Below are 23,613 nucleotides of genomic sequence, written 5' to 3' on the forward strand. Positions count from 1 at the left end.
AGGGGTTGGGTTGTATGAAATGTCATGACGTTGTAGCGATTGTAACAGGTGGTGCATCAGGCTTAGGGGAAGCAACTGTAAGGAAAATTGTAGAAGAAGGCGGTAAAGCTGTCATTTTCGATGTTAATGATGAAAGAGGGCAAACAATCACACAGCAATTAGGAGAAAGTGTTCGCTATGTCCGTGTAGATGTTACACAGGAGGCAGCAGTAGCTGCTGGGCTTGAGTATGCGATTGCTACATTTGGTTTTATTAATGTGGCGGTAAACTGTGCAGGGATTGCGGATGCTAGTAAGGTCATTTCAAAACGCGGAGTACATGCACTTGAGCTATTTTCTAAAGTAATTTCTGTTAATTTAATAGGCACGTTTAATGTCATTCGACTTGCCGCTGAAAAAATGCAGCTTAATGAGCCAGACGAAGATGGACAGCGAGGCGTTATTATTAATACCGCATCGGTGGCCGCTTTTGATGGTCAAATAGGACAAGCTGCATATAGCGCCTCAAAGGGTGGGGTAGCAGCAATGACATTACCAATTGCACGCGAGCTTGCAGATTTGGGCATACGCGTAATGACCATTGCGCCTGGGCTAATCGAAACGCCGATGTTTGCGTCATTAGCAGAGCCTGCTCGTACAGCATTAGCTAGCATGACACCATTCCCCAAACGACTTGGCAAACCGTCCGAGTATGCGATGCTTGTGGAAAGTATTATTCATAATGTCATGCTGAATGGTGAAGTTATTCGCCTTGACGGTGCGATACGAATGCAGCCAAAATAATGGGCTAAAAAGTTTTTCGTGTTTGAAGTAAATGGATTCATTCTTAAATGTAAATATCTTTTTGTAGCAGCAATCAGCTTTGGCATTAATGCAAGTTAAATGTGAAAACGAAAGGGAGCGATATTATGCATATGATGGATACACCTTTACTACTAACAAGTTTTTTAAATCGAGCTGAGCGCTTTTTCCATGCGAAGAAAATATATTCGCGTACAAGCGCTACAACCATTCATGAGTTTACCTATAAAGAGTTTGCTAAGCGTACGCGTAAATTAGCAGATGCTCTTACGACACTTGGAATGGATCGTGGTGTAAAAGTTGGGACGTTTGCTTGGAATCATCATCGTCATTTAGAGGCATATTTTGCTGTGCCGTGTGCAGGTGCTGTGCTACATATGATTAATATTCGGCTGGCACCCGAGCATATTGTGTATGTCATTAATCATGCAGAAGATGAAATTTTACTCATTGATGAAAATTTAGTACCAGTTATTGCGCCGATTGTGTCACAGCTCAAAACGGTAAAACATTTTATTATTATGGGAGATGCTGTTGAGTTAGAAAATTCGCCATTACCGAATGCTCTGTCCTATGAAGATCTTCTTGCAGTGGCAAATGATAATTTTGTCTTCCCTGATGATATAGATGAAAATGCACCAGCAGGTATGTGCTATACAAGTGCCACAACAGGTATGCCAAAGGGTGTTGTTTATACACATCGCAGTATTGTTCTTCATAGTATTACAGCGGGACTTGCTGATAGCATCGCGATATGTGAGCAAGATGTAGTGTTACCCGTTGTACCAATGTTTCATGCCAATGCCTGGGGGTTACCGTTTGCTAGTGTGTTATTTGGCGCAACACAAGTGTTACCTGGGCCGATGTTTACACCACAGCTATTACTCGATTTGTTTGAGCAGTACAAAGTAACGTTAACAGCTGGGGTTCCGACTATTTGGCTCGGCGTTTTACAAGAGCAACGTCAACAGCCCCGAGATTTATCTTCCCTACGTTCGATTATTTGTGGTGGGTCTGCATCTCCAATTGGACTTGTGCGCGGCTTCGAGGAAGAGCAAAACATACCGTATTTTACAGGCTACGGTATGACTGAGACATCACCGCTCGTTAGTTTATCGACATACTTAACACATATGGAAAACTATACGACAGACGAAAAAATGCACATTCGCACTACACAAGGGATAACAGTGCCACTTCTTGATATGCGCATAGTGAATGAACACGGTGAGGTACCTTGGGATGGCAAAACAATGGGCGAAATTACTTTAAGAGGACCTTGGATTGCGAATGAGTATTATAAGGATGAGCGCACAACAGAGGCCTTTAAAGATGGTTGGTTATACACAGGAGATATTGCGGTAATGACGCCTGATGGCTATATTAAAATTACAGATCGCACAAAAGATTTAATTAAGAGTGGTGGCGAATGGATTTCGTCAGTGGAGCTTGAAAATGCTTTGATGTCACATCCGAAAGTATTTGAAGCGGCAGTGGTAGCAATTCCACATGAAAAGTGGCTAGAACGACCTTTGGCATGTGTTGTCCCTAAACCAGAGCATAAAGACTCGATTACAAAAGAGGAGCTGCTGGACAGTTTACGGTCACAGTTCCATAAAACATGGATTCCTGATGATGTAGTCTTTTTAGATGAAGTACCAAAAACATCTGTAGGAAAATTCATGAAAGCAAAGCTAAGGGATAATTTAAAAGATTATCGTGTAGAAATTTAACTGTCAAAGAAAGCGTGTTTTAGTTCGTCTGCAGTTTAGAATGGCGATAGAAGGCATCAGGAAGACCTCGATGCCTTCTTTTAGTTTTTTAGAATGGATTTGCGGCGATTACTGTACTGCAGCGCTATAAGAAAATTGCTTAAAGAACTTTCGAAAATGGAAACTATTCCTTTGTTTTATCGTATAATCTATATAGATAGGGGGAAGAGAAAAAATGGAAATTGCTATTGTTGCTATTATTGGAGGCATTATGATCTCTTTAGCTGGTATATTTACTGATGCACGTACAAAAGGTCAAAAATTAAAATTAAAAACAATTGAACAAGAAGTAGAATTAGAAAAGTTAAGATTAGAATCCTATACAAAAGAAACAGAAAAATTGCGACTAGAATTGGAACATTCCAAAGTGCTACTATTGGAAGAAAAGAAAAATACAACAAACTAACATGGAATACATGGAAAGACTATTTCAGTAAAGGCATTTTTCCGCTATAATGGAAATACGACGCTAGAGGGGAAGATGACCGTATGTCTGATTATGTACAATTTGTTGAAGGTATTAAGCGCAAAACTGGGATAGATTTAGCGTTATATAAAGAAGCGCAAATGAAAAGACGATTAACCTCACTGTACGAGAAAAAAGGATATCGTAATTTTGTTGATTTTCTAAAAGCACTCGAGCAAGATCGTGATTTGATGAATGAGTTTTTAGATCGAATGACGATTAATGTATCTGAGTTTTATCGAAATGGAAAACGCTGGGAAGTGTTGCAGAAGAAAATTTTCCCTAAGTTACTACAATCCAATAAGCGTTTGAAAATTTGGAGTGCCGCATGTTCAACTGGAGAAGAGCCATATTCATTAGCAATGGTATTATCGCAATTAGTACCGTTATCGCAAATTCAAATAATCGCCACTGATTTAGATGAAAATGTCATTCAAAAGGCAAAGCTAGGTGTTTATCCAGAGCGTTCATTAGCAGAGGTACCAAAAGATATTCAAGCAAAGTATTTTGAGCAAGAAGGAAACTTCTACCGAGTTAAAGATGAAATTAAGCGCTGTGTCACATTTAAAAAGCATAATCTGCTTAACGATCATTACGATTCGAATTATGATCTAATTGTGTGCAGAAATGTTATGATATACTTTACCGAAGAAGCCAAGGATCAAATATATGCGAACTTTAGTAAAGCATTGCGACAAGATGGCATTTTATTTGTAGGGTCAACGGAGCAAATTTTTAATCCTTCACGTTATGAATTTGAAGTAGAAGATACATTCTTCTATAGAAAAAAATAATTAATTAAATGATGAAAAGCTTTCGTACAGTCAACAGATGACTGTCACGTACATAAATTGCCAAGACACTAGACATAGATGACCGTACGCTTTTCGCTTGCATAAGCAAAAGCGTATTTTTTATTAATGTAAAACGGTTTCACGTTCAAAAATCTTGGACTTATTATATGGCGTTTATGGTGAGCTAAAAAACCTCTTTTTTTAAATAAATCGTTCAGAATATTCGCATATAATGCTATGCATCCTATTCTTAATTGATTTATGAATACGTACTATGACATTTGCAAAAGGACTGTTTTTTTAGAGAATATATGTTATAGTGAAAAATACATACTTTAGCGAGTTGAAGGGAGAAAGCGTTTATGCGTTACTTAACAGCAGGAGAATCACACGGACCGCAATTAACTACAATAATTGAGGGTTTACCGTCACTTTTACCAATTACAGCAGAAAAAATTAACCATGATTTAAAGCGTCGCCAAGGAGGTCATGGCCGTGGTCGTCGTATGCAAATTGAAACGGATACGGTAGAAATAGTAGGTGGTGTTCGCCACGGACAAACACTCGGCTCTCCTGTGTCGCTCGTTGTCACGAATGATGACTGGAAGCATTGGACGAAAATTATGGGGGCGGAACCTTTAGCGGAGGATGTTAATCCTGATGATATCAAACGTCAAATTTCACGCCCACGTCCAGGCCATGCTGATTTAGTAGGTGGCATGAAATATGGACATCGAGATTTACGAAATGTTTTAGAACGTTCTTCTGCGCGTGAAACAACTGTCCGTGTTGCAGTAGGAGCTGTTGCAAAAGCTTTATTAAATGAGCTCGGTATATCAATTGTGTCACATGTAACAGAAATCGTTGGTATTAAAGCAGACACGTCTGTCATTGAAGGAAAAACTGTAGATGAAATTCGTACAATTGTCGAAGCTGATCCTTGCTACTGTGTAGATCCTGTTGCTTCGGCAAAAATGGTAGAGGCAATCGATGAAGCAAAAAAAGCAGGCGATTCTATTGGCGGTGTTGTTGAAGTAATCGTTGAAGGCATGCCAGCTGGTGTTGGTTCGTATGTTCATTACGATCGGAAATTAGATGCAAAATTAGCAGCAGCCATGTTGTCTATTAATGCTTTTAAAGGTGTTGAATTTGGTATTGGCTTTGAAATGGCTCGTCGTAAAGGTTCAGAAGTGCATGACGAAATCATTTGGTCGGAAGAAGAAGGCTATACTCGTGCTACGAATCGACTTGGCGGCCTAGAAGGCGGAATGTCTACAGGTATGCCAATCGTTGTACGAGGTGTGATGAAGCCAATTCCAACATTGTATAAACCATTGCAAAGTATTGATATTGAGACAAAAGAACCGTTTAAAGCAAGTGTAGAACGTTCAGATAGCTGTGCAGTACCAGCAGCTTCAGTAGTAGCTGAACATGTTATTGCCTGGGAAATTGCAAGCGCGATTATGGATCAATTCCATGGAGATCAACTGCCACAATTAAAAGCACAAATTGAAGAACAACGCCGTTACGCAAAGGAGTTTTAATATATGCGTGTACCAGTAGCAACAAAATCACATCAATATGAGGTAGTGCTTGGACATAATTTTTTAGCCGAAGCAGTTGAAACGTTTGATGAGAAACTGCAAAAAGCAGATAAGATTATTGTTTTTACAGATGCCAATGTTTGGGCTGCTCAAGGGGAATATTTCAAGGGGAATTTTCCGTATGCATTTGAGGTATTTGTGCTACCAGGTGGTGAGGCTTGTAAAACATTTGAACAATACAATGCCGCACAAACTTTTTTACTCGAACAAAAATGTTCACGAAAATCATTTGTTTTTGCATTTGGTGGAGGAGCAGTTGGTGATTTAACAGGCTTTGTTGCAGCTACATATATGCGTGGAGTGCCTTTTATACAAATACCAACGACAATTTTAGCTCATGACTCAGCAGTTGGCGGAAAGACCGCTATTAACCATCCATTAGGCAAAAATATGATTGGGGCTTTCTATCAGCCAGAAGGCGTAATTTACGATACTGTCTTTATTGAAAGCTTATCTGAGCGCGAGGTACGTTCTGGAACTGCAGAGGTCATTAAGCATGCGATGATATCGAATGCCGCTTGGCTCCAAGAGCTAATGGATGCAGAGTCTGTTATCCGTTTTAGCACTACGGAATTGGCCAATCACTTAAAAGCTGGAATTGAAGTAAAGGCGAAAATCGTATCTGAGGATGAAACAGAGCAATCAGTGCGCAAATATTTAAATTTAGGACATACATATGGTCATGCCATTGAAGCAGCGGCGGGTTATGGAAAAGTTGCACATGGTGAAGCAGTGATGATTGGGCTTGTGTATTGTCTATTATTAAGTGAACGATATGGTAAGTTAAATCGTGAATTCACAACAGCATTTTTACAATTTGCGCTGAAAAATGGCTATCCTTTTGAAGCGGTAAATGATTATTCATTTGAACAATTAATAGAGTATTTATTGAAAGATAAAAAAGCGGAATACGGAGTTCTACAATTTGTATTACTTGAAAAAATTGGAAAACCTTTTGTGCGACCAATTGAGTTAGCAGAATGCAAAGAAATAGATGCTGAATTCCGACAGTTATTAGCGGAGGTGCTTGTATGATTCGTGGACTTAGAGGTGCAATTACAATTGAATTGGACAAGCCAGAGCTTGTATGGGATGAGACAGCGAGATTAGTACGTGAAGTGGTGGCAGCAAACCATGTAGAGATTGACGACATTGCTTCAATCGTAATTTCAACGACACCAGATATTACATCGGCGTTTCCAGCGCGTGCTGTGAGGTTAATGGACGGCTGGCAGTATGTCCCTGTTATGTGTATGCATGAAATGGACGTACCAGGTGCCCTGCCATTATGTATTCGTGTGTTAATCCATGCGAATGTGGAAATGGCGCAGAAAGATGTGCAGCACATTTATTTAAATGATGCAGTGAAATTAAGACCAGATTTAGCCCAAGCTAAATAATAAGAGGAGATGTTTAAGATGAAATGGAAACAACAATTGGACGGTATGCAAGCATATAAGCCAGGTAAACCAATTGAAGAAGTACAACGTGAATTTGGCCTACAAGAAGTCGTAAAGTTAGCATCAAATGAAAACCCATTTGGATGCTCACCTAAGGTAACAGCATATTTACAAAAGAATGCAGTAAACTATGCAATTTATCCAGACGGCTACGCACAAAATTTACGTTCAGCTGTGGCCAAACATGTAGGTGTCAAAGAAACACAGCTTCTTTTTGGAAATGGTTCAGATGATATTATTGCAATTCTTACTCGTGCTCTGTTGTATCCAGGTGTGAATACAGTCATGGCAGATCCATCATTCTCCCAATACGTTCATAATGCTGAAATTGAAGGTGCAGAAGTTCGTAAAATTCCTTGTATTGAAGGCGCGCACGACCTAAACGCAATGGCAGCAGCAATTGATGAACACACTTCGATTGTGTGGGTATGTAGTCCGAATAATCCAACTGGTGTCGTTATTGCAGATACAGATTTACGTGCATTTTTAGCGCAAGTCCCAAGCGATGTACTTGTCGTTTTAGATGAAGCATACATCGAATACGTGTCACACCCAGGACATAAAGAAACTCTACCTTTAATTGATGAGTATCTCAATGTACTATTAATGCGCACATTTTCTAAAGCATACGGTCTTGCCGCGTTCCGAGTAGGCTATGCAATTGGTCAACCTGAAGTAATTGCAAAACTAGATCCAGTACGTGCTCCATTTAACAATACGATTTTAAGTCAAGCAGTTGCTGCTATTGCATTAAGTGATCAAGACTTTTTAAAATCTTGCTGTGCAGCAAATGAAATAGGTAAAAAACAATACGTTGATTTTTGTGAAAAACATAATTTGAAATACTACCCATCTGATACAAACTTTATTTTCTTTAACACGAATGCTGATAGTGATGTTGTTTTCCAAGAGCTTATGAAGCGTGGATTTATTATTCGAAGTGGTAATGCTCTTGGTGCGCCAGGTTTTATCCGTGTCACTATTGGTACAGAAGCTCAAAATGCAGCATTATTAGCGCATCTTGAAGAAGTGTTAAAAGAACAAGGGGTTTTTGCATGACACGCAAAGTGCTCGTTATTGGTTTAGGCTTGATTGGGGGCTCGATTGCTCTTGCTTTACAAAAAGCACCTGAAACTAAAATTATTGGCTATGATATGGATGAAAAAACTCGCCAGCATGCCAAAACATTAAATATTGTTCATGACATTGTGACAGACCCAAAAGACGTTGCAGCAGAGGTAGATATCATTATTTTTGGAACGCCTGTCAACGCTACGCTTGAATGGATGGAGCAATTAAAAACATGGCCATTAAAAAATAAAGTTATCGTAACAGATACAGGTAGTACGAAAAAAATGATTATGCAAAAAGCTGGTGAGTTACGTGAGCTCGGAATTACGTTTATCGGTGGACACCCGATGGCAGGCTCTCATAAAAGTGGTGTATTAGCTGCGAAAGCGCATCTTTTCGAAAATGCGTATTATATGCTGACACCACTTGCAGGCGAAGAAATTATCAATATGGCTCAGCTAGAAAGCCTATTAAAATTTACACATGCAAAAGTAGTTAGTGTATCCGCGCGTGAGCACGATCATATGACAGCTGTAGTTAGTCACTTTCCACATGTTATTGCAGCATCCCTAGTGCATCAATTAGGTGGGGAAAATGGTGAATACCCTATGACACGCTCACTTGCAGCAGGGGGGTTCAGAGATGTGACACGTATTGCATCCTCTAATCCTATTTTGTGGCGCGATATTACACTGCAAAATCGTGATGAATTAGTAGCACAGCTAGAAGGCTGGCAAGCTGAAATGGATCGTGTGAAAGAACTGCTATTAAATGGTAGCTCAGCAGATATTGAAAGTTATTTTGCTATTGCAAAAGAGCTACGTGATGAATTACCAATTAGTGCTGGAGCAATGTTTACTTCGTTTGACTTGTATGTGGATGTGCCTGACTATCCAGGGGTCATTTCTGAGGTAACAGGCCTACTCGCTGAAGAAGCAATCAGCATTACAAATTTACGAATTGTAGAATCACGTGAAGATGTCTTTGGTATTCTTGTGATAAGTCTGCAAAGTGAAAGTGATCGTGAACGTGCAGCAGCATGTATTCAAAAGCGAGCAAATTTTGAAACATATATTTCATAGATTAGTTCGTCTACGTCTAAGAGGCGTTAAACGGCTAAAAATAATGAAGAAAGCGTCGATATATCGGCGCTTTCTATCTTCATACGGAGGCGAGAGATAATTATGAGTGAAAAAGTATTGCAGTATAACAAACCGTCTTTACAAGGGACATTAACAATTCCTGGTGATAAATCTGTTTCACATCGTTCGGTTATGTTTGGGGCGATTGCAACAGGGAAAACAACGGTTGAAGGCTTTTTACTTGGAGAAGATTGTTTAAGTACTATTGATTGTTTCCGCAAACTTGGTGTGAAGATTGATGTAGATGGTACAAATGTCACGATCGAAAGCGCAGGTATGGAAGCTTGGCAGGAACCTAGTGAGGTGCTTTACACTGGGAACTCTGGTACAACAACACGTTTAATGCTCGGAATTTTAGCTGGTTCAAAAGTGCATAGCGTGATGACGGGAGATGCCTCTATCGGTAAACGCCCAATGCGACGTGTTATTGACCCATTACGTCAAATGGGTGCTCATATTACAGGCCGTGCTGATGGTCAGTATACACCTCTTGCCATCCAAGGAACACAGCTACAAGCTATTGACTATCAAATGCCTGTTGCGAGTGCCCAAGTGAAATCAGCTATTTTATTAGCTGGTTTACGTGCGCAAGGGACAACCGTTGTGCGTGAAACAGAAGTATCACGAGACCATACTGAGCGTATGCTACGCCAATTTGGGGCGCAAATAACTGTGGCGGATGGTGTAATTACTTTTGAAGGCGGACAAACACTTTCGGGCACACATGTGTCTGTGCCTGGTGATATTTCATCTGCTGCATTTTTCTTAGTGGCGGGTGCCATTTGCCCTGATAGTAAAATTGTTTTAGAAAATGTGGGGATTAATCCAACACGTGACGGTATCATAGAAGTTCTTCAGAACATGGGGGCTTCTATTACAATAGTAGCAAATGAGGACGGTCAATCTGAGCCAACTGCAACAATTACAGTTGAAACGTCTACTTTAAAAGAAACTATTATTGAAGGAAATATGATTCCGAGATTAATTGACGAAATTCCAATTCTTGCACTTTTAGCAACACAGGCACACGGTAAAACAATTATTAGAGATGCTGAGGAGCTCAAAGTTAAAGAAACGGATCGCATTACTGCAGTAGTGGATGAACTAAAAAAATTAGGGGCGCATATTGAAGCAACTGAGGATGGTATGATCATCGAAGGGCCTACGCCATTACATGGGGCAAGCTTGAAAACATACGGGGATCACCGTATCGGTATGATGGGCGCTGTGGCAGCGTTAATAACGGATGGAGCAGTGACATTAGATGATGCAGAGTGCATCGCGGTTTCCTACCCATCGTTTTTCGAGCATGTTGAATCTGTGAAGAAATAGTCAACACTAGACTCCCCAATCCTTTTGGGGAGTTTTTTCTTGTTTCAAAAGAAAATATTTTGTAGCATAAAGATATACATGAAAGAATAGGTGAATGACTGTGAATAATGCAATGACGGAAATGATGCAAGCACTTGAGCAAGGGGATTTAGCTTTAATAGACCAGCTTCTCGAAGCCTTTTTAATGAAGGAATTACCTGAGGAAATATACGCACTAGCGGAAGTTTTTATGCAATATGGTTACATGAAAGAAGCGGACCGTGTACTGGAGCATCTGCAATTTTTATTCCCAGAGGAGGCACAAATAAAAATTGACCGTGCCAACGTCTTAATGGAACTTGGCGATGAGGACGAGGCATTAGACATGTTATTAGCAGTCGAAGATACAGCCCCCGAATACCCGCAAGCATTACTAGTGCTAGCCGATTATTATCAAATGCAAGGTTTATTTGAAGTGGCAGAAAAACGTATTAATGAGGCGTTAGCCATCTTACCTGATGAGCCACTACTACATTTTGCTAAAGCAGAGTTATTATTTGAGACAGGACGTTTTCTAGAGGCAGCACGCCTTTATGAAGAATTACATGAACAACAAGAGGAATTTGCAGGCGTCAGTCTTGTCGAACGACTAGCCGAAGTATATCGTGCGGGCGCTGCCTATGAAACAGCCTTAGACTATTATTTAACAGCGCTAGATGACGAAGTGAAGCCAGATACTTTATTTGGTGCTGCATATGCTGCGTTCCAATCGCAAAAATATGAGTTGGCTATTAAGCAATTAGAGGACTTAAAAGAATTAGACCCTGACTATTTCTCAGCTTATTTATTGCTAGCGGAAAGCTATGCCATGACTGAGGACAATAACAAAGCTTACGCAGCCATTAAAGAAGGCTTGAAGCGCGATGAGTACGATAAATCATTATTCTTATTTGCGGGTAAAATGGCATTAAAAAATGCTCTGCCAGAAGAAGCAGAAAATTATTTACGAGAAGCCATTGCTTTAGATCCTGAATATATGGAAGCGGTGCTAACACTAATTTCCATATTTAATCAACAAGAACGCTATGAGGATGTCGTTGAATTATTTGAGACATTACAAAAAAATGATTTTGAATGGATAACTTTATACCCTTACGCTGCAGATGCATATGCAAATTTAGAATTGTACGACCGTGCATACGAATTTTACCGTTTGGCATATACTGATTTTAAGGAAGACGCAGCATTTTTAGAAAAATATGTTTATTTCTTATTAGAAGAAGGCAAGCGTTCAGAAGTTAAAGAAGTTCTCGGTCATTTAATCAAGCTTCAACCAAGTGAACCACAATGGCAAGAGATGTTAGAAGGCTTAGAATTAGAGTAAAGGAGGGAGTGGGTATGACTGCTTCTGTATCAGTTGTCGATAAAAAAGCATTTGTTCGCTGGTTTTTAAAAAATTACCAATTAAAACGTCGTGAGTGTGTATGGATTTTAAATTACTTATTAAGTAATGATGAGTTGTTAAAACGAATACGGTTTGTAGAAGAAGCTCACTATTGTCCTAGAGCAATGGTGATGTCTACAGTAGACTCAACAGGTGTACCATTTCGTTTTTATAAAGGCAATGTGATGACAGCCGATGCTGAGAAATCGTTCCATGACTTACGTTTACATGAACAAGAAGATATGTATATACAATTAAACTTCCCAAATATACCGCCAAGTGCACAATACTTAGCAGTTCTTGAAGAAAACCCTTATATGCCAGAAACATTAATTGTTAGTGAAAAGGATCGTTTACTGGCAGAAGAGTTACTTTCCAATAGTTTACTCGTATTCCAAGAAGAAAAATTACTTGCACAAATTGATGAAGCCCTAGATAAAGGCGATGAAGAACGATTTTATGAATTGTCAAATTTGTTACAAGTTTTAAAAGAAACTGCTAATTTACAATAGTGTTAAGTCAATAGGTAAAATTTGAATGCCCTTTATCCACCTCTATATGGTAACATGACTAGTGAATGATTGTTTTCACTTTTTATTGGTTATCCTATAAAAGAGTGGAAAAGGGCATTTTTATATTTGTTACAGTTGGGGGGTTATTGGATGTATTTTAATGCAAACGATGTGACATCGTTTTTAGCGCAGAAGGATTTTATCGATACGGCAATTATTCCACTTGTAGGAATCGATCTTACTGCTGAAAAATTAAAGCAAAGTGGCGCAGAATCAGATTTTTTGTTATCGCTTACAGCTTTTATTGAACAACAGTTTAGAGGTCGCTTACTAGTCATGCCACCATTTTCGTATAGTACTGCTTTGAAAAATGAAGAAATGCCAGTGCAATTAGAAACACAATTACATACTGCTGGCTTTAAGCATGTGTTCTTCATTACTTGTGACCATTTTTGGACAAATATTGGAGATGTTGTAAATATTATTTGGTTACCAGCTATTCCACTAGAATCCATGAATATGAACGTGAAACAAACCATTCTCGAAGATCAGTTGCGCCAAGTAATACCTGTATTTTCGACCAAATGGTCACAAAATTAGCAATTTGTTTCAATAAATGTTCACATTCTCCAGGTTTCCACAGAATGCTATATTGACCAAGCTATGGACTTGATATATCATAGATATGTCCTAGTATTACTATTTGTAAAAGTATGTCCGTTGGACTGACCTTTAAGTTAGAGGGGGGAAAAGGATGAGTAACAATCGAGTTTCACGTCGTCAATTTCTAAGCTACACACTCACTGGTGTTGGCGGATTTATGGCGGCAGGTATGTTGATGCCAATGGTTCGTTTTGCAATTGACCCAGTTTTACAAAAGCATGAAGGTGGGGATTTTATCAAAACCGAACATAAAGTCGCTGACCTTACTTCAGAGCCAGTTAAAGTTGACTTCACTTATGAGCAAGTTGACGCTTGGTACAAATCTAATGTTACAGACGTAGCTTGGGTTTACAAAGAAGGCGACCAAATAATTGCGCTATCACCTGTTTGTAAGCATTTAGGATGTATGGTGGACTGGAATGGCGATTCAGCACACCCAAATCAATTCTTCTGTCCTTGTCATGCAGGGCGTTACGAGAAAAACGGGAAAAACATTGCAGGTACACCGCCTCTAGGTCCGTTGGATGAATTTGAAGTACAAGAAAAAGATGGTTATTTAGAGATTGGTCCAGCAAGAGCAAATACTCTAGTTTAATTTGTAAGGGGGTACGAATTCAGTGCTAAACAAAATTTATGATTGGGTCGATGAACGATTAGATATTACACCAATCTGGCGTGATATTGCCGACCACGAAGTGCCAGAGCACGTGAACCCTGCACACCATTTTTCAGCATTCGTTTACTGCTTCGGTGGATTAACATTTTTCATCACAGTAATTCAAATTCTATCTGGTATGTTCTTAACAATGTACTATGTACCAGACGTCGTGAATGCTTGGAAATCAGTTTATTATTTACAAAACGAAGTAGCATTTGGTGAAATCGTACGCGGTATGCACCACTGGGGAGCTTCATTAGTAATTGTAATGATGTTCTTACATACGCTTCGTGTATTCTTCACTGGTTCTTATAAGAAACCTCGTGAGTTAAACTGGATGGTTGGTGTAGGTATTTTTGGTGTAATGATGGGTCTTGGCTTTACAGGATACTTATTACCATGGGATATGAAAGCATTGTTCGCTACTAAAGTAGGTATCGAAATTGCGGCATCTGTACCATTTATTGGTTCGATGATTAAAGTATTATTAGCGGGTGACAGTACTATTCTTGGTGCTCAAACGTTAACACGATTCTTTGCGATTCATGTATTCTTCTTGCCTGCAGTATTGTTTGGGTTACTTGCAGCACACTTTATCATGATTCGTCGTCAAGGAATTTCAGGGCCGTTGTAATAATTCTTGACGGTTCGATGATTTTTTAAAGGAGGGGACACTATGCATCGCGGAAAAGGAATGAAATTTGTCGGCGATTCTCGTATTAAAGCGAATCACAGAATGCCGAACGTTCCAAAGGATTATTCCGAATATCCAGGTAAAACTGAAGCTTTCTGGCCGAACTTCTTACTAAAAGAATGGATGGTAGGTGCTGTTTTCTTAATCGGTTATTTATTGTTAACAGTCGCTCACCCATCTCCACTTGAAGGGCCAGCTGATCCAACAAGAGCATACACGCCATTACCGGACTGGTACTTCTTATTCATGTACCAACTCTTAAAATACTCATTTGCTTCTGGTCCATATAATGTTATCGGAGCAATTGTCATTCCAGGTCTAGCATTTGGAGCGCTATTATTAATGCCATTTTTAGATAAGAGTCCAGAACGCCGTCCGTCTAAACGCCCGTTACCAACAGCGTTTATGTTATTAACATTGGCTGCTATGTTCTATTTAACTTGGGAGTCAGTTGTTAATCATGACTGGGAAGCTCAAAAAATTCAAGGTGCTATCGTAGAAACTGTAGAGTTTGATAAAGGCTCAGAAGGTTACCAAATCTATGCTGGCTCTGCATGTATTACATGTCATGGTGAAGGCTTAGAAGGTGGTGCTGGTGCGCCAACACTTATGAATACAGGCTTAACAGCTGATGAAATTATAGACATTGCACACAATGGTTCACCAAGTGGTAAAATGCCAGCAGGTCTATGGACAGGTTCTGATGAAGATCTTCAAAAGTTAGCTGAGTTTATCGAAGGCTTAAAAGCTGAATAATTTCAAAAAGAGTCGGGAAACTGACTCTTTTTTTCTAGCTTCTATTCAACATTTGAACTTGCTTTTGATATAATTAATGAGAAAAGTCTATGAATAATACTTCATATTGCAATTAGCCACTTGTTGTAACATATAAGTGCCATAGAGGCGTAGCCGCCAAAAAATACATAAATATTAAAGAAAAAGACATCTTAGTATGGACGGATAGTAAAGGAGTTTTAATCATGCAAATGACACGTGCAAATATTTGGTACCTCCTTACGCATAAAACATTTTTAATCATATTACTACTTATCAACTTGTTAGGAACGATTTACGGCTATTATTGGTATGGCTGGCAATTAGCGATTACGAAGCCGATTTTTTATATTTTTGTACCAGATAGTCCGACTGCTAGTTTGTTTTTTTGTTTTGTGCTGTTGGCATGGATAGTAGGAAAAAGATGGCCATTGATGGAAGTGTTAGCACTTGTCACATTAGTTAAATATGGTATTTGGGCAGATGTAATGAATCTTTGGACTTTAGTAGAAACAGGCTACATTGGCTGGCAAGGTTGGATGCTTATCGGATCCCATTTTGCGATGGCATTTCAAGGAATCCTTTACATCGGTAAATATGTATTTTCGTATTGGCATGTTGCGGTTGCAGCCGTTTGGACTTTGCATAATGATGTCATAGACTATGTGTTTGGGCAAATGCCAATGTATCGTGATTTAGCGGAATATACAAGTGCTATTGGATATTTTACTTTTTGGTTATCAATTGCTTGTATTTTCATCGCTATTTTCTCAATTAGGTGGCGCAAATATTTGCCCAATTAGGGAAATCTCTATAGAATTATAGTATCGAGGTAGAAAGGGGTTAGGAAATTGTCAACAGGCATGTATATTGTTTATTTTGCGATTATTATGCTACTGCCATTGTACGCTCAAATGAAGGTAAAAGGTACGTATAATAAGTTTGCAAAGGAACGTACCATGAAGGGACAAACTGGTGCTGAGGTAGCAAGGGCGATCTTAGATGCGAACGGCTTGTACGATGTGCGAGTTGTACCAACACAAGGTGTGTTATCTGATCACTACAACCCTGCGACAAAAACAGTCGCATTATCAGAAAGTAACTTTTATGAGGCAAGTGTAGCAGGTGCAGCGGTTGCTGCCCACGAAGTAGGCCATGCCATTCAACATAAAGAGGCATATTCAATGCTTACTTTACGTAGTAAGCTTGTTCCAGTTGCTAATATTTCATCAAACGCATCTTGGATTTTCGTGATGATCGGAATTTTTTCTGGTTTATCTAATATGTTATTGCTAGGTATCGTATTATTAGCAGCAGGCGTAGTGTTCCAATTAGTAACATTACCAGTTGAGTTTGACGCTTCAAAGCGTGCACTCGTGCAAATGAATTCACTTGGTATTATTACGAACGAAGAAGAACGTCCAGCGCGTAAAGTGTTAAGTGCCGCTGCGTTAACTTATGTAGCTGCTGCAGCAGTAGCTGTTTTAGAATTATTACGATTAATTTTAATCTTTACAAATATGCGTAGTGATGACTAAGAAAAACTTGTTATAGTGGGATGACCACTATAACAAGTTTTTTATTTGTATGTAGGGGAAAATCGCCGATATGACATGAGTAATCGCCGATAAAAGTCGAAGAATCGCCGATAAGACACGGGCAATCGCCGATAAAACAAAAGCAATCCCTGTAGCGGATCACATCGTCCTTTAGCAAGAAAAAGCGTTAGATTGAGTTACTCAATCTAACACTTTTTTCATTTTAATGTAATGGTTGTTTTTGATCGTCGAGCGTGAAGCCTTCTCCCGCCACATCACGAACTTCCGAAATGGAGACGAACGCATGAGGATCAACTTCATGGATAATCGATTTTAAACGTACAACTTCATTGCGTCCAACAACGCAGTAAATCACTTCTTTGGCTTGCTTTGTAAAGTGACCATGCCCTTCTAAAATCGTAACGCCTCGTTCCATACGTAATGCAATCATATCCGCAATTGCACTCGATTTCTCAGAAATAATGAGTGCTCCACGTCCTGCATAGGCACCATCCTGAACAAAATCAATAACGCGTGCACCTACAAAGACAGCAACTAGCGTATACATCATAGAACGTGCATCTAAAAATGTTAGCCACGATATTATAATAACAATAGCATCGAAAATAAACATTGTTTTCCCCATGCTCCAGCCTAGATATTTATGGCCGAGACGTGCTAATATATCCACACCGCCAGTAGTGCCACCGAAGCGGAAAACAATACCGAGCCCTAGTCCAACGAAAACACCAGCAAACAGTGCCACGAGGAATAAATCATCCTCTAAATGAATCGTGAACTGGTATTTCTGAAATATTTTCAGGAAAATGGATACTGAAATTGTACCTATTAATGTGTAGATAAAAGATTTTTTTCCAAGTAGGCGCCAACCTAAAATAAACATTGGAATATTCAAGATTAAATTAAGTAATGCGGGATCCCAACCTAGTGTAAAATAGAGAACAAGGGTAATCCCACTAAAACCACCTTCACCTAGCTGATTTTGCATATTAAAGTGTACAAAACCAAAGCTATAAATGGCTGCTCCGAGCATTATTGCGATAATATTACGAATTCTGATCTGTTTGAACATAAGACCTCCTGTAATTCCTAACTATGAAGTAGTGGTTTTATTATCTGTCATTTTATTGTTTTTGACAACAATGGTGTAAATTTTATACGATGGTAATTAGGAGTGTGATATGGGATGACAGAACAGATAACGATGCAAGCCTTGCAAAAACGTGTGGATGACTATATTGGGCAATTTAAGGAAGGTTATTTCCCTCCTTTTGAACTACTCGCACGTTTAACGGAAGAGCTTGGAGAATTGTCACGCGAAGTACAGGACGTATACGGGCAGAAAAAGAAAAAGAGCTCTGAAGCAACGAATAGTATTGAAGAAGAATTAGGTGACTTTTTCTTTGTTTTAGTATGCTTTGCTAATGCTCAAGGTATAAAATTAGATGAGGCACTTTTACGCGTCATACATAAATTTGAAACGAGAGATAAGGATCGCTGGACAAGAAAGGAAGAGGAATAATGTCGATTCGTGTAGCAATTGCAGGGCCAAGAGGAAAAATGGGAGCTGAAGCTGTACATACAGTTATGAAACATGCCAAAATGGAGTTAGTAGCTGTACTTGATTATAAAGAGGTTGGCCAGACATTAGCTGATTTAGAGATGTTTCCAGCAAGTTATACAGCACCAATCTTTACAGATATGAATGAGCTAGTAGAAGTAACTGCACCTGACGTATTAGTAGATTTAACGAATCCACATGCAGTATATAATCATACAAAAGAAGCTTTAAATTTAAATGTACGACCAGTTATTGGCACAACTGGTTTTACAGATGCGCAACTTGAAGAATTATCAGCACTTGCTAATGAGAAGGAGTTAGGATGCATTATTGCACCGAACTTTGCGATTGGGGCAATCCTGATGATGAAATTCGCTAAAGAAGCAGCAAAATACTTACCCGATGTAGAAATCATTGAAATGCACCATGACCAAAAGTTGGATGCACCATCTGGTACTGGTGTCAAAACAGCACAACTGATCCAAGAGGTGCGAGCACAAAAAACGCAAGGTCATCCACAGGAAAAAGAAACGATTGAAGGCGCAAGAGGGGCTGATTTTGATGGTATGCGAATTCATTCTGTTCGCTTACCTGGTTTAGTGGCACATCAGCAAGTATTGTTTGGAGGAGACGGTCAATTATTAACAATCCGTCATGACTCATTAAATCGTAATTCCTTTATGTCTGGCGTTGCATTTTGTGTAGAAGAAGTTATGAAAATGGATCAGCTAGTTTATGGTTTAGAAAACATCATCTAAAGAACGGATGGAAAACTTATGAAAATCGCATTAATTGCACATGATCGTAAAAAAGATAATCTAGTACAGTTTGCTATCGCGTATCGTGATATTTTAAATGAACATACACTTTACGCAACAGGTACAACAGGGCAACGTGTTATCGATGCAACAAGCTTAGAGGTTACACGTTTCCGCTCGGGTCCGCTTGGAGGGGACCAACAAATTGGCGCTATGATTGCCAATAATGATATGGACATGGTCATTTTCTTCCGTGATCCATTAACAGCACAACCACATGAGCCAGATGTTTCTGCACTTATCCGTCTTTGTGATGTTTACCAAGTGCCACTGGCAACAAATATGGGAACTGCAGAAATACTACTAAAGGGCCTACAAGAGGGCTTTGTGGATTGGAGACTGATTCAAGAAAGACGAGACTAAAAGACGTGAATTCAGAAAGGATGATTATCGAATGAGAAAGCTAAAAATCGGCATTACCTGTTATCCAACAGTTGGAGGCTCTGGTGTAATTGCAACAGAATTAGGAAAAATGCTAGCAGAGAGAGGGCACGAAATTCATTTCATCACCTCAAGCGTACCATTTCGATTGAATAAAATTTATCCGACCGTCTTTTTCCATGAAGTAGAAGTGAACAATTATTCAGTATTTCAGTATTCGCCATATGATATTGCATTAGCGAGTAAAATGGCGGACGTGATTAAAGATGAAGGGTTAGACGTGCTACATGTACATTATGCAATCCCACATGCCGTATGTGCGGTACTAGCCCGAGAAATGAGTGGGCAAAATATTGGCATTGTGACAACGCTCCATGGTACGGATATTTCCGTTCTTGGACAGGATTCTACTCTGTCACAAGCTATTAAATATGGTATTGATAAATCTGACATTGTGACAGCAGTTTCAGAGTCACTAAAAGAGCAAACCTACGAACTTATTGATACTGTTAAGCCCATTGAAACGATATACAACTTCGTGGATGAGCGTGTCTATCGTCCGCAAAATGCTGGTAACTTAAAAGAGCAGTTTGGCATTCAAGAAGATGAAAAAGTTATTATTCATGTTTCTAACTTCCGAAAAATTAAAAACCTCCCTCATATTGTCGATGCGTTTATGAAAATCCGTGAAAATGTAAAAGCGAAGCTACTGTTAGTAGGGGATGGACCTGAAAAGCATCGTGTGATGGATCAAGTAAAAGAAAGCCCATATGTTAAGGACGTATTATTTTTAGGCAAACAAGAAAATTTAGCTGAATTATACGCTATTAGTGATTTAAAGCTGTTACTTTCACAACAAGAATCTTTTGGACTTGTCTTGCTTGAAGCAATGGCTTGTGGTGTGCCATGTATCGGTACGACCGTTGGTGGGATACCAGAAGTCATTGATCATGGTGTAGATGGCTATTTAGTGGAATTAGGCGATACGGATGCTGTAGCTGACTATGCTGTACAGTTACTGAACGATGAAGATAAATTACTTCGTTTCCGCGAAGCAGCAATGCGTGCAGTGAGTGGAAAATTCCACTCATCTAAAATTGTTGAGCAGTATGAACAACTGTATGAAAAGGTTGCTGAAAAAAACCATGCAAAACAATAAAGAATGGCAGGCTGCCTTCTCTGTTATTGAACAATTGGAGGAGGCGGGCTTTGAGGCAGTTGTCGTAGGCGGAGCTGTGCGAGACGCCCTATTAAATCGTTCTGTACATGATGTCGATGTAGCGACAAATGCATTGCCACAAGAAGTTAAAACTGTTTTTAATCGTACGGTTGATATTGGTATTCAACACGGCACTGTGCTTGTTCTTGAGCCGACAGCACCCGTTGAAGTAACAACCTATCGTACGGACGGAGAATATTCGGATCATCGAAGACCAGAGGAGGTTCATTTTGTTCGCTCTCTAGAAGAAGATTTACAGCGTCGTGACTTTACGATGAATGCGATAGCTATGCGTCGAGATGGCTCGCTTGTAGATTTTTATGGTGGACAACGTGATATTGAGACTGGTGTGATTCGAGCAGTAGGAGAAGCCAAAGTACGTTTTGCTGAGGATGCCTTACGGATGCTAAGGGCTGTGCGTTTTTCAGCACAGCTTGGCTTTACAATCGAGGCCAAGACACTTCAAGCAATGCAGGAAAAAGCTTCAGATATCGCATGGGTTGCCAAAGAGCGCATTAAGGCTGAACTTGATAAGCTTTGGGTAGGAAAAGATGTTTATAATGGCATTCGAAAGCTTGAAGAAAGTGGACTAGTATCCTATTTGCAAGGTAACTTTCAAGGAGAGCATTGGCATGGTTTTTCTGTAAAAAATGCAACTTGTGGTTGGGCGTATTTTGCTCTTCTACAAGAAGAGCAATGGCAGGAAGTATTGCGTGCCTATCGTTTGTCTAATAAGGAAATGGCATTTGTTAAAGCTGTTTTAAGTGCGTTTCATGCGCTACAAAAAGGCTGGACAAGTATGGACTATTTTACGTATTCGTTAGAGGAGCTCGAAACAGCACAATACTTTGCCCAGTTGAAAGAACTAGCAACCAACTCGCAGCAAAGTATACGGGAGGCTCAGGCACGCTTACCAATAAGACATCGCCAAGAGCTTGTAGTAAATGGAATGGATTTACTACAATGGTCTGGACAAGAACGAGGACCATGGTTAAAAGAAGCCTTGCAATTGATTTTAACGGCTGTTATTAATGGGGAACTGTCTAATGAGCGCAAAGACATCAAAGATTGGTTTGAGCGGGAGTATGACCTTGAAGGATGACTAGTGGATTATAAAATGAAAATAGGGCAAGTGACAATAAGTGACCATTGAAAGTACGTCATTAAAAGGTCACTTGCTTATTTTTTTAAGGATGAAACGAAAACGATTTATACATAAATAAAATTTCAATCAAAGGGGGTTGATGATGATCGACCATTTCAAAGGGGAAAGCGTTATACTAAGAGCGATGGAACGTCAGGATTGGGAAGCTGTGCATGCATACGCATCTCAACCAATTGTTTGTCAATATCAACCTTGGGGTCCGAACTCCGAAAAAGAGTCATATGAGTTTGTCACACAAGTAATGTTAGATGCTTCAATCATACCTAGAAGTCGCTTTGTTTTTGCCGTCATTGTAAAGGAACGGGTAATTGGTGCTGGAGAGATTAATATTCGAGATAGTTCGAATAGACAAGGTGAGATTGGTTATATTATTCATCCAGATTATTGGGCGAACGGATATGCAACAGAAGTATCGAAGCTGCTAATTGATTTTGGATTTAAGACATTGAATTTACACCGTATTTTCGCCACTTGTGACCCAAGAAATGTTGGCTCTGCAAAAGTGTTAGAAAAAGTCGGCATGACCAATGAAGGTAGAATACGACAAGATTTGTTATTAAGAGATGGCTGGCGAGATTCTCTTTTATACAGTATTTTAATGCATGAATGGTAAATCTTAATGACCTTTTGTGTTAACCCATTGATGTTCGTTCGTAATTCAAGATTGCAATGAAGAAAAATACTAAAGGATTGGTTTGAGAATGAGTATGTCCATGAAAGATGAAATTTTAAAAAGATTATTAGTAGCGAGCGGTGAGGCGGTTTCAGGACAAGAATTGGCAGATTCACTAGGTGTATCACGTACGGCGATTTGGAAGCATATGCAGACGCTACAGGAGGAAGGCTATACTTTTGAAACCGTTAAGAAAAAAGGTTATGTATTAACTGGTGTGCCGAATACTTTAAGTCCAACACAATTAGAATTATTTTTAAAAACAGAGTGGTTAGGACGAGAAATTCACTATTTTGATGTGGTGGATTCCACACAAACAATTGCGCATAAGCTAGCACAAGAAGGTGCGCCAGATGGAACGATTGTCATTGGTGAAGAGCAAACGGCAGGACGTGGTCGCATGTCTAGACCGTGGGAATCAGCAAAAGGCACGGGTATTTGGATGACCATTATTTTACGACCAGATGTATCACCACAGCAAGCGTCTTCATTTACACTTGTCGTAGCCGTAGCAGTGACAATGGCGATTAAAACTTTATACAAAAATGTTGAGCCTGCCATAAAATGGCCAAATGATTTACTAATAAACGGCAAAAAATGTACAGGAATTTTAACAGAAATGCAAGCAGAGGCTGACCTTGTACAAGCATTACTTGTAGGGATCGGTATCAATGCCAACCAGCAAGAAAATGATTTTTCACCTGACATCGCCAATATTGCCACATCGCTACGATTAGCTGCAGGAGAGGAAATTAATCGTGCCGCGCTTGTTGCAACGATTTTACAATATTTAGAGCAGTTTACTGAGCTTTTCGTAAAAGAGGGCTTCTCTAGCATTAAGGAGCTATGGGAGCAAATGTCATGCACAATAGGACAGCGTATTGAGGTGACCACTTTACGCGAACGTTTTGAAGGAATTGCAAGCGGCATTACAGATGAAGGCGTGCTACAGCTAACATTAGAAGATGGTACAATTCGAACAATTTATTCGGGAGATATTAAAATTTTATAAAAAAGAAAGCTGCATGGTTATTAATTTCCATGCAGCTTTTAGTTATACTAACGGCTGTTC

At 39.4% G+C, this 23,613-nt stretch carries 26 protein-coding genes; 25 read left to right on the top strand and 1 reads right to left on the bottom strand.

Annotated elements, in window-relative coordinates:
* Positions 1-14: 14 nt before the first annotated feature.
* The 18 genes from FH508_RS07885 (at position 15) to FH508_RS07970 (ending at position 16,703) form a co-directional block, all read left to right on the top strand.
* The gene (locus tag FH508_RS07885) at positions 15-782 is read left to right on the top strand and encodes a 3-hydroxyacyl-CoA dehydrogenase (RefSeq protein ID WP_173478458.1); all 768 of its coding nucleotides are present in this window, start codon (positions 15-17) and stop codon (positions 780-782) included.
* Positions 783-907: 125 nt separating this feature from the next.
* Entirely contained in the window at positions 908-2,533 is a 1,626-nt protein-coding gene (locus tag FH508_RS07890; protein WP_173478459.1) for a long-chain fatty acid--CoA ligase, read from the top strand.
* A 214-nt stretch (positions 2,534-2,747) separates the two neighbouring features.
* Complete coding sequence (locus FH508_RS07895; protein WP_173478460.1) at positions 2,748-2,978, top strand: hypothetical protein; 231 nt, start codon at positions 2,748-2,750, stop codon at positions 2,976-2,978.
* An 83-nt stretch (positions 2,979-3,061) separates the two neighbouring features.
* On the top strand, positions 3,062-3,832 hold the full coding sequence (locus FH508_RS07900; protein ID WP_173478461.1) for a CheR family methyltransferase: 771 nt from the start codon (positions 3,062-3,064) through the stop codon (positions 3,830-3,832).
* Positions 3,833-4,194: 362 nt separating this feature from the next.
* Complete coding sequence (aroC, locus tag FH508_RS07905; RefSeq protein ID WP_173478462.1) at positions 4,195-5,376, top strand: chorismate synthase; 1,182 nt, start codon at positions 4,195-4,197, stop codon at positions 5,374-5,376.
* 3 nt (positions 5,377-5,379) lie between these two features.
* Positions 5,380-6,471: a 3-dehydroquinate synthase gene (gene aroB / locus FH508_RS07910; RefSeq protein ID WP_173478463.1), complete on the top strand. Its 1,092-nt coding sequence runs from the start codon at positions 5,380-5,382 to the stop codon at positions 6,469-6,471.
* Positions 6,468-6,836, top strand: a complete 369-nt coding sequence (gene aroH / locus FH508_RS07915) for a chorismate mutase (protein WP_173478464.1) — start codon at positions 6,468-6,470, stop codon at positions 6,834-6,836. The genes aroB and aroH overlap by 4 nt, the downstream gene beginning before the upstream one ends.
* A gap of 18 nt (positions 6,837-6,854) precedes the next feature.
* Positions 6,855-7,955, top strand: a complete 1,101-nt coding sequence (gene hisC, locus FH508_RS07920) for a histidinol-phosphate transaminase (RefSeq protein WP_173478465.1) — start codon at positions 6,855-6,857, stop codon at positions 7,953-7,955.
* A complete protein-coding gene (locus tag FH508_RS07925; RefSeq protein WP_173478466.1) occupies positions 7,952-9,049 on the top strand; it encodes a prephenate dehydrogenase in 1,098 nt (365 codons plus the stop codon). The genes hisC and FH508_RS07925 overlap by 4 nt, the downstream gene beginning before the upstream one ends.
* 102 nt (positions 9,050-9,151) lie before the next feature.
* Positions 9,152-10,441: a 3-phosphoshikimate 1-carboxyvinyltransferase gene (aroA, locus tag FH508_RS07930; RefSeq protein WP_173478467.1), complete on the top strand. Its 1,290-nt coding sequence runs from the start codon at positions 9,152-9,154 to the stop codon at positions 10,439-10,441.
* 94 nt (positions 10,442-10,535) lie between these two features.
* A complete protein-coding gene (locus FH508_RS07935; protein ID WP_173478468.1) occupies positions 10,536-11,804 on the top strand; it encodes a tetratricopeptide repeat protein in 1,269 nt (422 codons plus the stop codon).
* A gap of 14 nt (positions 11,805-11,818) precedes the next feature.
* Entirely contained in the window at positions 11,819-12,376 is a 558-nt protein-coding gene (locus tag FH508_RS07940) for a ReoY family proteolytic degradation factor (protein WP_024364265.1), read from the top strand.
* A 150-nt stretch (positions 12,377-12,526) separates the two neighbouring features.
* A complete protein-coding gene (locus FH508_RS07945) occupies positions 12,527-12,976 on the top strand; it encodes a DUF2487 family protein (protein WP_173478469.1) in 450 nt (149 codons plus the stop codon).
* Between the two features lie 154 nt (positions 12,977-13,130).
* On the top strand, positions 13,131-13,634 hold the full coding sequence (locus FH508_RS07950; protein ID WP_173478470.1) for a QcrA and Rieske domain-containing protein: 504 nt from the start codon (positions 13,131-13,133) through the stop codon (positions 13,632-13,634).
* A 22-nt stretch (positions 13,635-13,656) separates the two neighbouring features.
* Positions 13,657-14,331, top strand: coding sequence for a menaquinol-cytochrome c reductase cytochrome b subunit (qcrB, locus tag FH508_RS07955; RefSeq protein WP_024364262.1), 675 nt, complete (start codon positions 13,657-13,659; stop codon positions 14,329-14,331).
* A gap of 42 nt (positions 14,332-14,373) precedes the next feature.
* The gene (locus FH508_RS07960; protein ID WP_173478471.1) at positions 14,374-15,147 is read left to right on the top strand and encodes a menaquinol-cytochrome c reductase cytochrome b/c subunit; all 774 of its coding nucleotides are present in this window, start codon (positions 14,374-14,376) and stop codon (positions 15,145-15,147) included.
* Between the two features lie 224 nt (positions 15,148-15,371).
* On the top strand, positions 15,372-15,968 hold the full coding sequence (locus FH508_RS07965) for a lipoprotein heptaprenylglyceryl N-acetyltransferase LhaT (RefSeq protein ID WP_173478472.1): 597 nt from the start codon (positions 15,372-15,374) through the stop codon (positions 15,966-15,968).
* 48 nt (positions 15,969-16,016) lie between these two features.
* Entirely contained in the window at positions 16,017-16,703 is a 687-nt protein-coding gene (locus tag FH508_RS07970; RefSeq protein ID WP_370635710.1) for a zinc metallopeptidase, read from the top strand.
* A gap of 223 nt (positions 16,704-16,926) precedes the next feature.
* On the opposite strand, the gene FH508_RS07975 is transcribed toward FH508_RS07970, so the two are convergent.
* The gene (locus FH508_RS07975; protein ID WP_173478473.1) at positions 16,927-17,796 is read right to left on the bottom strand and encodes a YitT family protein; all 870 of its coding nucleotides are present in this window, start codon (positions 17,794-17,796) and stop codon (positions 16,927-16,929) included.
* 114 nt (positions 17,797-17,910) lie between these two features.
* On the opposite strand from FH508_RS07975, the gene FH508_RS07980 reads away from it, so the two are divergent.
* The 7 genes from FH508_RS07980 to FH508_RS08010 all read left to right on the top strand — a co-directional run bounded on the left by FH508_RS07980 (position 17,911) and on the right by FH508_RS08010 (position 23,553).
* Positions 17,911-18,246 carry a nucleotide pyrophosphohydrolase gene (locus FH508_RS07980; RefSeq protein ID WP_173478474.1) on the top strand — a complete coding sequence of 112 codons (336 nt, stop codon included), beginning with the start codon at positions 17,911-17,913 and terminating at the stop codon, positions 18,244-18,246.
* Complete coding sequence (dapB, locus tag FH508_RS07985) at positions 18,246-19,043, top strand: 4-hydroxy-tetrahydrodipicolinate reductase (RefSeq protein ID WP_173478475.1); 798 nt, start codon at positions 18,246-18,248, stop codon at positions 19,041-19,043. The genes FH508_RS07980 and dapB overlap by 1 nt, the downstream gene beginning before the upstream one ends.
* A gap of 18 nt (positions 19,044-19,061) precedes the next feature.
* Positions 19,062-19,466, top strand: a complete 405-nt coding sequence (mgsA, locus tag FH508_RS07990) for a methylglyoxal synthase (RefSeq protein WP_173478476.1) — start codon at positions 19,062-19,064, stop codon at positions 19,464-19,466.
* Positions 19,467-19,497: 31 nt separating this feature from the next.
* Positions 19,498-20,643 carry an N-acetyl-alpha-D-glucosaminyl L-malate synthase BshA gene (gene bshA / locus FH508_RS07995; RefSeq protein WP_173478477.1) on the top strand — a complete coding sequence of 382 codons (1,146 nt, stop codon included), beginning with the start codon at positions 19,498-19,500 and terminating at the stop codon, positions 20,641-20,643.
* Positions 20,630-21,805, top strand: a complete 1,176-nt coding sequence (locus FH508_RS08000) for a CCA tRNA nucleotidyltransferase (protein ID WP_173478478.1) — start codon at positions 20,630-20,632, stop codon at positions 21,803-21,805. The genes bshA and FH508_RS08000 overlap by 14 nt, the downstream gene beginning before the upstream one ends.
* Positions 21,806-21,950: 145 nt before the next feature.
* Positions 21,951-22,481, top strand: coding sequence for a GNAT family N-acetyltransferase (locus FH508_RS08005; protein WP_173478479.1), 531 nt, complete (start codon positions 21,951-21,953; stop codon positions 22,479-22,481).
* Positions 22,482-22,569: 88 nt separating this feature from the next.
* Entirely contained in the window at positions 22,570-23,553 is a 984-nt protein-coding gene (locus tag FH508_RS08010) for a biotin--[acetyl-CoA-carboxylase] ligase (protein WP_173478480.1), read from the top strand.
* Positions 23,554-23,613 lie beyond the last annotated feature (60 nt).

Source organism: Lysinibacillus sp. CD3-6 (genome assembly GCF_006351725.2).
Lineage (GTDB): Bacteria > Bacillota > Bacilli > Bacillales_A > Planococcaceae > Lysinibacillus.